The sequence below is a fragment of the Pseudomonas sp. CVAP#3 genome (assembly GCF_018986375.1).
Taxonomy (GTDB): Bacteria; Pseudomonadota; Gammaproteobacteria; order Pseudomonadales; family Pseudomonadaceae; genus Aquipseudomonas; species Aquipseudomonas helvetica.
In genome coordinates this window covers 715,091-727,389 of sequence record NZ_JAHMSC010000001.1, presented here as the reverse complement: position 1 = coordinate 727,389, position 12,299 = coordinate 715,091, and the positions used below count along the sequence as shown (strand labels likewise).

General features: G+C 60.0%; 11 protein-coding genes, 1 tRNA gene and 1 pseudogene. 6 read left to right on the top strand and 7 right to left on the bottom strand.

Going from position 1 to position 12,299, the window contains the following annotated elements; translation table 11 throughout:
• Window positions 1–3 precede the first annotated feature (3 nt).
• Both KRR23_RS03360 and KRR23_RS03355 read right to left on the bottom strand, forming a co-directional pair.
• Complete coding sequence (locus KRR23_RS03360; protein WP_216741309.1) at window positions 4–372, bottom strand: cupin domain-containing protein; 369 nt, start codon at window positions 370–372, stop codon at window positions 4–6.
• 76 nt (window positions 373–448) lie between these two features.
• Window positions 449–1,258 (bottom strand): AraC family transcriptional regulator, encoded by an 810-nt coding sequence (locus tag KRR23_RS03355; RefSeq protein WP_216741308.1) that lies wholly within the window; start codon window positions 1,256–1,258, stop codon window positions 449–451.
• A gap of 160 nt (window positions 1,259–1,418) precedes the next feature.
• Between KRR23_RS03355 and KRR23_RS03350 the strand changes: the two genes are divergently transcribed.
• Window positions 1,419–2,060: a LysE family transporter gene (locus tag KRR23_RS03350; protein WP_103318408.1), complete on the top strand. Its 642-nt coding sequence runs from the start codon at window positions 1,419–1,421 to the stop codon at window positions 2,058–2,060.
• 99 nt (window positions 2,061–2,159) lie between these two features.
• Entirely contained in the window at window positions 2,160–2,513 is a 354-nt protein-coding gene (locus KRR23_RS03345) for a gamma-glutamylcyclotransferase family protein (protein WP_216741307.1), read from the top strand.
• A 151-nt stretch (window positions 2,514–2,664) separates the two neighbouring features.
• Here KRR23_RS03345 and KRR23_RS03340 read toward each other — a convergent pair whose 3' ends face one another.
• Window positions 2,665–3,036, bottom strand: a complete 372-nt coding sequence (locus KRR23_RS03340; protein WP_216741306.1) for a type II toxin-antitoxin system HigA family antitoxin — start codon at window positions 3,034–3,036, stop codon at window positions 2,665–2,667.
• 3 nt (window positions 3,037–3,039) lie between these two features.
• Window positions 3,040–3,342: a type II toxin-antitoxin system HigB family toxin gene (locus KRR23_RS03335; RefSeq protein ID WP_054595600.1), complete on the bottom strand. Its 303-nt coding sequence runs from the start codon at window positions 3,340–3,342 to the stop codon at window positions 3,040–3,042.
• A gap of 298 nt (window positions 3,343–3,640) precedes the next feature.
• Between KRR23_RS03335 and KRR23_RS03330 the strand changes: the two genes are divergently transcribed.
• Window positions 3,641–4,474, top strand: a complete 834-nt coding sequence (locus KRR23_RS03330) for an alpha/beta hydrolase (protein WP_216741305.1) — start codon at window positions 3,641–3,643, stop codon at window positions 4,472–4,474.
• Window positions 4,475–4,520: 46 nt separating this feature from the next.
• Here KRR23_RS03330 and ggt read toward each other — a convergent pair whose 3' ends face one another.
• Window positions 4,521–6,365 carry a gamma-glutamyltransferase gene (ggt, locus tag KRR23_RS03325; protein WP_216741304.1) on the bottom strand — a complete coding sequence of 615 codons (1,845 nt, stop codon included), beginning with the start codon at window positions 6,363–6,365 and terminating at the stop codon, window positions 4,521–4,523.
• 190 nt (window positions 6,366–6,555) lie between these two features.
• Here ggt and KRR23_RS03320 point away from each other — a divergent pair, with 190 nt between their 5' ends.
• Entirely contained in the window at window positions 6,556–7,659 is a 1,104-nt protein-coding gene (locus tag KRR23_RS03320; RefSeq protein ID WP_216741303.1) for a DUF2817 domain-containing protein, read from the top strand.
• A gap of 123 nt (window positions 7,660–7,782) precedes the next feature.
• Here the strand turns inward: KRR23_RS03320 and KRR23_RS03315 are convergent.
• Window positions 7,783–7,859: transfer RNA gene (locus tag KRR23_RS03315), tRNA-Met, on the bottom strand.
• Window positions 7,860–7,975: 116 nt separating this feature from the next.
• A complete protein-coding gene (locus tag KRR23_RS03310; RefSeq protein ID WP_216741302.1) occupies window positions 7,976–10,033 on the bottom strand; it encodes a methyl-accepting chemotaxis protein in 2,058 nt (685 codons plus the stop codon).
• A gap of 332 nt (window positions 10,034–10,365) precedes the next feature.
• Here KRR23_RS03310 and KRR23_RS03305 point away from each other — a divergent pair, with 332 nt between their 5' ends.
• Both KRR23_RS03305 and KRR23_RS03300 read left to right on the top strand, forming a co-directional pair.
• The gene (locus KRR23_RS03305) at window positions 10,366–11,583 is read left to right on the top strand and encodes an MFS transporter (protein ID WP_216741301.1); all 1,218 of its coding nucleotides are present in this window, start codon (window positions 10,366–10,368) and stop codon (window positions 11,581–11,583) included.
• 389 nt (window positions 11,584–11,972) lie between these two features.
• A pseudogene (locus KRR23_RS03300) lies at window positions 11,973–12,286 on the top strand (LysE family translocator); the annotation flags it as partial.
• Window positions 12,287–12,299: the final 13 nt, after the last annotated feature.

The following is a 12,299-nucleotide window of genomic DNA, read 5'->3' as shown; positions in this document are numbered from 1 at the left end:
TCGTCAGATCCAAAGATCATTCAGCGCCGTACGTTCGCCACCTTCGCTCCCGGTATTGAGCACGCCCTTGGGTTCGATCAGCAGCAGTTTGACCTCTTGTTCGGCAAACGGCTTGTGGTCGACGCCCTTGGGCACCACGTACATTTCGCCTTGGGACACCAGCACCTGACCATCGCGAAAATCGATGCGCAGTTGGCCTTCGAGGACGATAAATGTTTCGTCGGTGTCCTGATGGTCGTGCCAGATGAAATCTCCCAGTAGCTTCACCACCTTGAACTGGTAGTCGTTCATTTCGGCGATGACCCGCGGCGACCAGTGCTCGTTGATCTGCGCAAGTTTGTTGGCAAAACTCAGGCTTTGATATGGCTGCATGACGTGGCTTCCGTTGGTGATTGTGAGCCCACGGTAGCCTGCGCAGCAGCGCACTTCTTGCACGATTGTGCGCGGCTCAGCGGCGGTGCATTTTCATCCAGTGGGCGGGTGACAGGCCGTAGGTTTTGCCAAACTGTCGGGTCATGTGGCTTTGATCGCTGAAGCCTGCGATCAGCGCGGCGTTGGTTAGCGACTCACCCTGCATCAGCAATGAGCGCAGCAGATCCAGGCGGCGCATGGTCAGGTAACGATAGGGGCTGGTGCCGAACAGCAGGCGAAAGTCCCGCGACAGACTCCAGCGATCACGCCCGCTGTGTTCGGCCAGTTGATCCAGGGTCACCGTTTGGTCGAGGGCGCTGTGCATGAACTCGCGAGCGCGTTCTGCCGCGAGGTAATCGAAGCTCTGACGATGGGTGGGCACCCCCGATACCGCGCTCATGGCCTGCGCCAGATCAAACAGCGCATCCTGCTGCTCCAACGGGTCGAGGGGGCGATCGATACTCTGCAACAGGACCTCAGTCGCCGCGAACAAGCGTGGATCAGTGGAAATACCGGTCTTGATAAAGGGCAAAGGCTGGCCGCCGAGCATCTGCTGGATCAGTGCGGGCTCGACGTAAAGCATCCGGTATTTGAAGCCGTCCTCGGTACCGGCCTCGCCATCGTGGACTTCGTCGGGATGCAACACCATGGTCCCGCCCGGCAAGCTATGTCGCCAGCCGCCACGGTACTGAAAGCTTTGCACCCCCGACAGCGTGCGGCCTATGGCATAGGTGTCGTGACGATGAAGGTCGTAACCATGACCCGAGAAAAATGCCTCGATACGCTCCAGCCCGGCCGAATCGGGGGCGCGCTGGAACCAGTCGGTGAGGATTTTCTGCTTGCCCATGGGGAGTCTTCGTGTCCGGGTGTTCGGTGACGAACACGGTAGCTCAGCTGCGGGTTGGCTGTCAGCCGGATAACCGGTTGATTGCTGTGCCTAAGGTCGAGTAAAACCTGTGGGCGTTGTTCTGCGGTTTTCCCACCGCTCACATAGAGGTGATACACAGATGGAACTCCAACACCTGACCTATGCTGCCCCCTTGTTATCGCTGGCGTTGCTATGGACCGTCGCGGTGGTCACTCCGGGACCAAACTTTTTTACCACCGCGCAACTGGCCGCCAGTTGCTCGCGACGCCACGGAGTGGTGGCTGCGTTGGGTGTCGCGACAGGCACTGTGCTGTGGGGGCTGGCCGGCGGCCTGGGAATAAAGTCGCTGTTTACCGCCGCACCGACGCTGTATCTGGCATTCAAGATCGCCGGTGGTTGCTACCTGATCTATCTGGGCTTGAAGCAGTTCAAGCGCAAACCGGCACTGAGCCTCGGTGCAAGTGCGGGGTCGAGCGAGCCATACCGCACGCTGTTTTCGGCCTATCGCCAGGGATTTCTGGGCAACATGACCAACCCGAAATCAGCGCTGTTCGTCGCCACCATCTTCGCCACTTCAATGCCGGCTTCGCCACCGCCGATGTTGCTGACACTGGCGGTGATCACTATGGCTACGCTGTCCTTCAGCTGGTATTGCGCCGTGGCGCTGCTGTTTGCCAGCCACCGGGTAGCGGGCGCTTATGGTCGTTCACGGCAATGGCTGGAGCGCTTTGCCGGCAGTTGTTACGTGCTGTTCGGCGCCCATCTGGTGGCGAATCGTTGAGGTGTTACGGGGATAAGGAGTCCCCAGCATGGCTGTCGGTTTTCGCCCGGTAAACGAGCAAGACATCCGAAACGCTACTTTTAGAGACGAGGTTCGCTGATGACCGATTCAAGCAATACGCAGGTTTACCTGTTTTCCTACGGAACGCTGCAGGACAAGGTCGTGCAGCTCACCAACTTCGGGCGCGAGTTGTCCGGTAGTGCGGATCAGATGCTCGGTTACGAGCAGTCCTGGGTCGAAATTACCGACCCTGAAGTGTTGGCTACCAGCGGCAAGACTCACCATCCGATCCTGCGTCCCGGCGGTGCTGACAGCACGCCGATCCCCGGTATGGTGTTCCGGATCACGCCAGCGGAGTTGGCGGCTGCTGACAGCTATGAAGTCTCGGATTACAAGCGGGTCAGCGTAGTGCTGGCGTCCGGGATCGAGGCATGGGTGTATGTGAGTGCGTGAGTCTGCAGGCCAGGCGCTGCTTGAATGTTAGCGCCACGGCGGTGATCAAGGCCTCGCACATCATTCTGGATGTGCCGGCCTGATATCAGTGGAGCCTGGAGGAAAGCTCAAGCCTGCGTGTTTCGCTTTTTTCGAACGAAACGCGAAATGCTTAAATATTTCTGACGGGCTTGATCAGGCTCTCTGCCGGTATCCCGAACAGTTCATGGAGTTTCCAGATCATGGGCAGTGTCAACGCCCGTTTGCCGTTGAGTACTTCATAGACTCTGTTTGTCCGGCCAATGGCTGGGGCCAGGTCAGCAGCAGATAAGCCCGATTGTTCCATGCGAAATTTGATCGCATCTATCGGGTTGGGAAGGTCAACCGGGAACTGCTTCGCTTCGTAGGCCTGAATGAGGGTAATCATGATGTCGAAGTAGTCACCTTCAGACGTGCCCGGTTCTGGTTCGTTGTCGAATAGTGCAGATACTTCCTTGAGGGCTGCACGGTAGTCCTGTTCGGTATGAATCGGACGAATGTTCATGGGTTACTCCATTTCAACGGTATCGGCATCGATAGCGTCGTATTGCTGGTGAGTGCCGACAAACTTTATGTATACGGCCCCGAAGCGATAGGCCACGGCGACGACAAGCCGATAGGCGTTACCCTTGATGTTAAACACCACCCTGCGGCTCTTGAGGATACTGGCGCTGCCAAAATTGGCCTTGATATCCGCAGGGCTTGCCCAGTTGGCGTCCTTTGTTTCGTCAATCCAGGCCAGGAATGACTGCTCTGAGTCAGGGTATTTCTCCCAGAATCCTTTCATGTGACTGATAGCGATAATTCTCATGGCACGATCCTAGTCCCATACTGGGACTGCGGCAAGTTGCTGTAGGTGAATAGCGATGTACGGGCGGATCGAGTTTGCTGTCCATGTCACTCAATGCCCCGGTACTCAAGCATAGCGACCGCTGTCCGAGCCCCTGGATAGGTCAGGCGCAAATATCATTGCTGGATGTGGCCGTTCATACACCTGCACTTCGCTATCGGGTAACGGCACGAATTGACCGTCATTTACGACTACAATCGCGCGCTCGGTGGCAGCAGGCGTGGGTGTCTGTCCTGGTCGAACATGTCGGAGGGAGCAGATGAAGCGCAAACCAGGTGTCTTGAAGATTGCGTTGTTGCTCGGCGCTTTGCTAAGTGGTTGCCAGTCGCCCAGACAGTCTCTGGAAGCGCTGGCGTCGGAGCATGGTCAGCATGTGGAAATAATCGTTACTCAAGCTTTTCCGCTGATGCTGAGTACTCCGTTGAAGCGTCCCGATAGCCGCCGGATTCGTCTTTACCTGGAAGGTGACGGCCACGCCTGGGCGACGGCTTCCCAGCCGAGCCTCGACCCCAGCCCACAGCAGTTGCTGATCGCCGGGATGGCGTTCAGTGATCCGACCCCGAGTCTTTACCTCGCGCGTCCTTGTCAGTTCGTCCGTGCGCCAGGGTGTGTGCCGGCACTGTGGACCGCGCGGCGCTTTTCGCCCGAGGTGCTGGACAGTCTCGATCAGGCGTTGAACCAGATCAAAAGTCGCTACGGCAACCAGGACTTTGAGCTGATCGGTTATTCCGGCGGTGCCGCGTTGGCTTTGTTGCTAGCGGCTCGCCGCGACGATATTGCCCAAGTGCAAACCCTGGCCGGTAATCTCAGCCCCAGGTTGTGGGCCGAGCGATTGAACCTCAGTCCGCTCACCGGCTCGCAGGAACCCTTGGATGACCGAGCGCGCCTGGCTCATGTTCGGCAACGGCATCTGGTCGGGGCTGACGACTCCATCGTACCGCCGGCCCTGGTCGACAGTTATCGTCGGGCGCTAGGGCAGGCTGACTGCCTGGAAGTGGTGGTCTTGCCAGGCGTGGCCCATACCGAGGGGCTGGACAAGGTATGGGCCGATTGGCGGGGTCGACCGATCCAGTGTGCTGGCGCCAGACAATAAAAAAGGGCTTGCCGCGCGGTAAGCCCTTGGTCATTTCCAGAGTCGATCAGTCCCCCAGCGCTTCACCTTCACGCCGTGGATCGGCGCCACCGGCCCAGGCCGCTTTGCCCTGTGCGTCGCGTACGCGAACGATGGCCTGGGTGCCGCTGGTCATGTCGATTTGATTGACCGTATGCCCTTTGTCCTTTAGGGCCTGAATCAGCGCCGGGCTGAACTGGCCTTGCTCCAGTTCGGTCGAGCCATTGCGGCTGCCGAAGTTGGGCAGGCTGATGGCGGCTTGCGGGTCGAGGTTCCAGTCGAGCAGGCCGACCACTGACTTGGCGACGTACTCGATGATTTGCGAGCCGCCGGGCGAGCCGAGTGTCGCGACCAGCTCACCGCTCTGACGATCAAAGATCAGCGTCGGCGCCATGGATGAGCGCGGGCGCTTGCCGGGCTCGACACGGTTGGCCACGGGTTGGCCGTTTTCTTCGGGGATGAACGAGAAGTCGGTCATCTGATTGTTGAGCATGAAACCCTGCACCATCAGGTGCGAGCCGAAGGCTGCTTCAACGGTGGTGGTCATCGACACGGCACCGCCCTGATCGTCGACGGCCACTACTTGCGAGGTGGAAATCCGCAGTGGCGAGCGGTCAGGGGCGTAGGCCACCTGAATGCCCGGTGGCGTACCGGGTTTGGCGCTGCCCATGCTGCGTTCGCTGATCAACGTTGCACGGTTGGTCAGGTAGGCAGGGGAGACCAGACCGGCGACCGGGACCGGCACGAAGTCCGAGTCGGCGACGTACTGCGCGCGGTCGGCGTACGCCAGACGCTCGGCTTCGGCGATCAGGTGCACGGCTTCAGGCGCGGGTTCGAGCCCCGCCGGTTTATCGGTCTTGAGTGGTTTCAGTCGCGCCAGAGTGAAGCGACTGTCGTAGCTTTCGAGTGCCTGCAAGGTGCCGAGGATCTGCGCCACGGCGATCCCGCCCGACGATGGCGGCGGCATGCCGCACACTTGCCAGCGCTTGTAGTCGGTGCACAGCGGGGCACGCTCTTTGGCGCTGTAGCCGTTGAGGTCGTTCAACGACAGGCTGCCGGGGTTGGCATTGCCTTGAACTTTGGCGACGATCTCCTGAGCAATTGGACCTTCATACAACGCGCTCGGGCCTTCTGTGGCAACACGTTTGAGGACCTTGGCCAGTGCCGGGTTTTTCAGCAACGTGCCAACGGCTTTCGGGCTGCCATCGGCATTCAGGAAGTACGCAGCCATGTCAGGGGAGCGCGGCAGGAACGGATCGGAAGCGATCATCGTGTGCAGGCGCGGCGAGATCGCAAAGCCCTTTTCCGCCAGGGCAATGGCCGGCCCGAACAGCTTCGCCCATGGCAAACGACCGTGCTTTTGATGGGCCAGCTCCAATGCACGCAACACCCCTGGCGTTGCGACCGAGCGTCCGCCAATCTGCGCATCGGGGAATGGCATGGGTTTACCGTCGGCTTGCAGGAAGAGCTTTTCAGTCGCGCCAGCGGGTGCGGTTTCGCGGCCGTCATAGGTGCGTACTGCCTTGCCGTCCCAGAGCACGATCAACGCGCCGCCACCGATCCCCGAGGATTGCGGTTCAACCAGTGTCAGCACCGCTTGCATGGCGATGGCGGCGTCGATTGCCGAACCGCCCTGACGCAACATCTCTCGTCCCGCTGCGGCTGCCAGTGGGTTGGCCGCTGCCGCCATGTGTTTGGCAGCGTATTGGGTGTGCAGGTCGGTGCGATACCCCGAGGCGAATTCCGGGGCCACGGGCAAGGCGCTGATGGCCGACGAAGCGGGCGGGGCGCTGCAGGCGGCGAGGGTCAGCGCGGCGGCGAGCAGCGACAGGACAGTCAGGCGGTAGCGACTCAAATGGAAGGTTGGGAACACGTGGGGCACTCCGTCCGTTGGATAAAGGATCAACGGACTGTATCTGCGCCTTGAGCCAGCTGCAACGCTGGTCTTGTGCGTATTGATCGATGGATGGGCACCTTTTCCCTTCTTCGATGCAGGGTTTTTCTGTAGGGTCGGGGGCGCGAGATCTTCGCTGATAACAAGTCCATAACAACAAGAGGCCGACATGCAGACCGAGTTCCCAACGCAGCCAAGTTACCGTTCGCAGCGCGAACAATTCCTGGCGGTAGCGACCGCAGCCGGCGCCCGGTTGACTGAATACCCGCATCCACTCAAAGGGCCGTTTGGCGAGTCCTTGAGCACTGATGTGGCGGTGCTCGGCGACCCCGGTGCAAAGCGTTTGTTGGTGATGCTGAGCGGCACCCACGGGGTTGAGGGGTTCTACGGTTCGGAGTGTCAGATCAACTGGCTGAACGAGTTCGGCAAACGTCCACTGCCCGATGACGTCGCGGTGGTGATGATCCACTTGATCAACCCCTGGGGCACGGCGTGGCTACGTCGCGTCAACGAAGACAACATCGACCTGAACCGCAATCACCTGAACTTTGATCGGCCGTTGCCCGACAATCAGGCCTACGCGGCGCTGCACCCGATTTATGCCTTCAGCCAGTTACACGGCCCGGAGCGTGAACGCGCCGATGCCTTGCTCGCCACGCAGTTAAGCGAGCATGGCTGGCCGACAGTGATGTCGATTGTCGAGGGTGGTCAGCACAGTCATCCCGACGGTCTGTTTTACGGTGGGCTGGCGCCGAGCTGGTCGAACCGGACCTTGCATCAGATTATTGCGGCGCATCTCTCCCAGGCCGAGGTCGCGATGTGTTTCGACCTGCACTCCGGTGCGGGAGAGTACGGCCATCCGATGCTGCTGACCGTTACGCAAGCGGCTTATCCGGCACTGGAGCAGGCGCAGGCCATTTACGGTCCGTGGCTCTACACCATTCAAACCGGCGCGCAGACCCACAGCGAAACCGGGATTGCGGCATCGGCCACTGGCTACACCTCGCAGGCGCTACTTGATGCGCTGCCGCAGGTGCGCCTGATGCCGTTTGTCATCGAGTGCGGCACCTACCCGGGAGAGGCGGTGCATGCTCATCTGCGTGACGATCACTGGTTGCACCTGCACGGCAATCCGGGTGATGCAGTGGGGCGGGCGATCAAACTGAAGCTTGTTGAGCAGTTCTATCCCGCTGACAGTGACTGGCAGGAAATGGTCTGGGTTCGCACCCGGCAGATATGGGAAAAGGCGTTGTCGGCATTGCCCACGCTATAGTCGAGCGCTTCGGCGCTTGATGAATCCAGCGGCTCACAGAGCGATGTGAGCCGTCGGTGGGCCGGGTACTTTTCTTCAGGCATAAAAAAACGGCCTACCTTTCGGTAAGCCGTTTTTAGTACTTGGTGGCTACACAGGGACTTGAACCCCGGACCCCAGCATTATGAATGCTATGCTCTAACCAACTGAGCTATGTAGCCAAGTGGCGCGCATTATTGGCTCGTAACGATGAAGTGTCAAGCGTAAATCTAAAATATTTCTCTACGCTTTCAACCGCTTATCAACCCGCCCCATAAAAACGGATGAGTTTTCAGCTTTAACCCAGCTGAAACCGCCCGGTATTCTCGCTTAATGCCTTGCTGCCCGAACTCAAGGTGTCCGCCGCGAGGTTCACCGCCCGTGCGCCTTCAAGCAGGCGCACGGCGGCCTGATCGACTTGCTGGATGTTGCCACTGACCTCATCGGCGGTGCTGGCTTGCTCTTCTACCGCTGTCGCGATCTGCGCCAGGGTATCGGTGACGCTTTGCACCGCGCTGGCGATTTCCCCCAGCCGTTCGCCAAGACCGGTAACCGCTTGTGCGTCGGTTTGGGCCTGGCCGCAGGCGGCTTCCATCAGGCTCACGGCTTCGTTGACAGTGCTGCGCAGGCTGTCGACGGTGCCGGCGATCTGTGCGGTGGAGGATTGAGTGCGCTGCGACAGACTGCGCACTTCATCGGCGACCACCGCAAAGCCCCGGCCTTGTTCGCCTGCGCGGGCGGCTTCGATGGCGGCATTGAGCGCCAGCAGGTTGGTCTGCTCGGCCACACCGCGAATGGTGTCCACCACCAGTTGAATCTGCTGCCCTTGTTCGCTGACCCGGCCAAGGGCGGCGGCAGTATCGTTCAGGCGTTGATTGAGCTGCTGAATGCTCGCGGTGGTGCGTTGGCTGTCACGGCTGCTCTCGGCGGCAATGCGCTGGGTCTGCTGAGCGCTGCCTGAGGCGTGTTCGCAACTCTGGGCGACCCCTTGTGAAGTTGCGGCCAGTTGCGTGGCCGCAGCAGCGATCTGGCTGATCTGCAACTGTTGGGCTTCGACTTCGCCCAGTGCCTCGCTGGCGTGAGTATTGAGGGCTCGCACCGCGTTGCCCAGTTGCAGGGTTTCGTGATCGACCCCCAGCAGGCTGGTGCGCAGTTGCACCACCGCAACGTTGAGCGCGGTGCTGATCGCTGCCAGCTCATCGCGACCGTGCACCGGCACTTGCAGGCTCAGGTTGCCATCGCGCAGGGCTTCGGCGAGCAATGTGATGCCGCTGGCGCTACGGCGGATCGAAGCTTGCAGGCAGATGAACAAATACAGCGCGGCCAGCAGCAGGCAACCGAGGACGCTCGCCACCAGGATGAACTGGCGAATGGCCGAGCCGTGGTAGTAGTCCAGACGCTGATCCAGTGACACCAGCGTTTGCTGGCGCAGCGAGGCGAGGTCAGAGAGGAGGGCGTCGAGGTTGCGTTCGAAGTCTTCTGGTTTGAGCGTGATGCTGGCGCCGAACATGCCGTCATCCAACCCTTTCAGTCCGGTGTCCAGATGCTTGAGGCTGTCGTGGTATTGCCCGGCCCAGGCCTGCAATGCACTGGGTAGTCGTGCTTCGAGCAGGCTGCCAGTCTTGATCAGTTGCTCGCGAGCGTCGCCAATGCGGCCGCGCAGATCGCGTAGTTGCAGGCGGCTTTGCAATGAGAATTGTCCGGACACCACCGATGCCTGGCCGATGCTGGCGAGGCGACCGACCCGTTCGATCAGGTCGGGCGCGTGCTGGGTCGAGATCTGCGTCAGCAGGTAGGTTTCCAGCCAGGGAGCCAGGGTCAGGCGGTTATCCATGGCGATCTGTTCGCGCAGTGCTTGCAGCGCGCTGAGGGCCGCAGTGAAGCGTTCATAACCGTCCGGCCACCAACCGACGCTGCTCAGGCTTTTCGAGTCCAGACCATTGAGCGCGGTTTGCAGGGTTTGATAGCGACTGAGGGTGTCGGCCTCGGCCCCTTCGATTGTCAGCGCATGGCCAAGATCGTTCACGGCTTGATTCAGAGCAGGCTGTACTGCATCGAACGCGGCCATCGCGGCGACAGTGGCCGGTGTTGGTTGGCGATTGGTTTCGGTGGCGCGCCAGCGCGCGGCGCGGTCGCGTTGGGCGGCGAGCAGGTTGTCCAACGCGTCGAGGGCGATCAGCTGGCGCACACCGGCACGCTCGCCGGCAATCAGGCTGAGCTTGTCGCGGTAATCCTGGCCAATCATCCACAGGCTGCCCGCCAGCGGCAGGATAAACAGCAGAAACAACAACTGAAACTTGCGGGCGAAACCGAAACGCCCAAGCAGTCCAATCCCCGGTGCCAGAAAAGCCTGCATGCCCGACTACTCCTCTGGGCACCACGCACCAATGGCGTGCGGTCGCGGCGTGATGGCCGCACCCTGTGCCCTCATAAAAGGCCTCGAAAATTCACCTCGGCGGGTCTTGTGGGACCGGCGCTGTGGTGAAACTTCCCATTCTCGGTCCCCTTTGTAAGGGGCCGCGTTGAAGCGGATAAGCAAGGCAAGATTCAGACCATGGCACTGCGCTATTACCTGACGGTCGACAATCCAGAGATCGTTAGCAGGCTAAGGGGATGGCGTTGCTGCACCGAAAGATGGCACATTGGCGCACCTGCAAATGCTCTCCTTTACGCTGTATGGAAACTCTCATGGCTACCAGTAACGCTCAAACTGTCGCATCGCCGGCACTCGCGACTTCGCAAAGCAGCCCGTTGGTCATGCGAATCATCGGCGCGGTGGCGCTGGCGCATTTGATCAACGACCTGATTCAGTCGGTGCTGCCGTCGATCTACCCGATGCTCAAGGCCAATTACGGGCTGACCTTCACCCAGGTTGGCCTGATTACCCTGACCTTTCAGCTCACGGCATCGCTGTTGCAGCCATGGGTCGGTTACTACACCGATCGCCATCCCAAGCCGTATCTGCTGCCGGCAGGAGCGATCTGCACTCTGGTCGGCATTTTGATGATGTCCCAGGTCGGCAGTTTTCCGTTGATTCTATTGGCCGCAGGATTGATCGGAGTCGGCTCCTCGACCTTTCACCCGGAAGCTTCTCGCGTGGCACGGTTGGCCTCGGGTGGGCGTTTCGGGTTGGCGCAATCGACCTTCCAGGTCGGTGGCAACGCCGGCTCCGCATTTGGGCCGCTGCTGGCGGCGGCGATCATCATTCCGTTCGGTCAGGGCAATGTCGCCTGGTTCGGCTTGTTCGCCGTGTTTGCGTTGGTGGTGCTCTATGGCATTAGCCGCTGGTACGCCAATCACTTGAGCCTGTTCAAGCTCAAGCAGGGCCAGGCGGCGACTCACGGGCTGTCGAAGGGCAGGGTGGTGAGCGCGTTGGTGGTGTTGGGGCTGTTGGTGTTTTCCAAGTATTTCTACATGGCCAGCTTCACCAGTTATTTCACCTTCTACCTGATCGAGAAGTTCGACCTGTCGGTGGCCAGTTCGCAGCTGCACCTGTTCCTGTTTCTCGGAGCGGTCGCGGCGGGGACCTTCTTTGGTGGGCCGATTGGCGACAAGGTCGGCCGCAAGGCGGTGATCTGGTTCTCGATCCTCGGTGTTGCACCGTTCACCTTGATCCTGCCTCACGTCGACCTGTTCTGGACCAGCATCTTGAGCGTAGTGATTGGCTTCATCCTGGCCTCGGCATTCTCGGCCATCGTGGTCTACGCGCAAGAACTGGTGCCGGGTAATGTCGGCATGATCGCCGGGGTGTTCTTCGGCCTGATGTTCGGTTTCGGCGGGATTGGTGCGGCGCTGCTGGGGCATCTGGCGGACATTCACAGCATTGAATACGTGTACAGGCTGTGTTCGTTCTTGCCGCTGTTCGGGGTGCTGGCGATCTTTTTGCCAAGGACCCGAAAAGCCTGAGCAGAACCCTCATGAGGCAAAGGCGCTGACGATCCCGTCGGCGCTTTTTTTTTGCACGCTGCTACGTAAAATCCGAGTCTGGAAGTCTCTGCCAAAAGTAAAGATTTCAATCCCGGACGTGTACTTTTTTGATGCGCAAACCATGGCCGGCTTTTTCAACAGAATCGGTCGATTCCGGCCTGGCACAACAGGCGGCTCCCGACCGAAAGCCCTCATCCATAATGCACGCGGCTGACTGCGTCAGAGTGTTTGGATGCGCTATTGGGGCAAGCCATTGCTCACGTTGAAGTCAAACGTATTCCCAGGGAGCGGATACCCAGTGCTGCGACCGCTGTATGACGTTTTGTCAGTCAATCTGTATCTAACGCTCCCCCTTTGACCGCCCTACTATCGCAGCCTTGGTCTTGGCGGTTCCCTATGGGTATGACGCGCTGCGACTCGGCGGCGCGCTATCTGCTCTACCTTGCCTGGCAAGCGGTCAAGTCCAACACGCCGACCACGGCAGCATGCTGGCGCAATCCATCGTGCCTGGCTTTACGCAGATCGTCATTAGCGTGAGCGTCAACGCGCTGATTGCCGTCATGGCTGGTTCCATCGCAACATTTCTCGCCAGCAGGCCCGTGTGGCAGATCGTGCAACGCTGGCTGATGGGGATGGTCCTCGCGGGCTGGCCGTGCGCATGGCCGTCGAAGGGCGGCGCTGAACCGGGCTGTTTG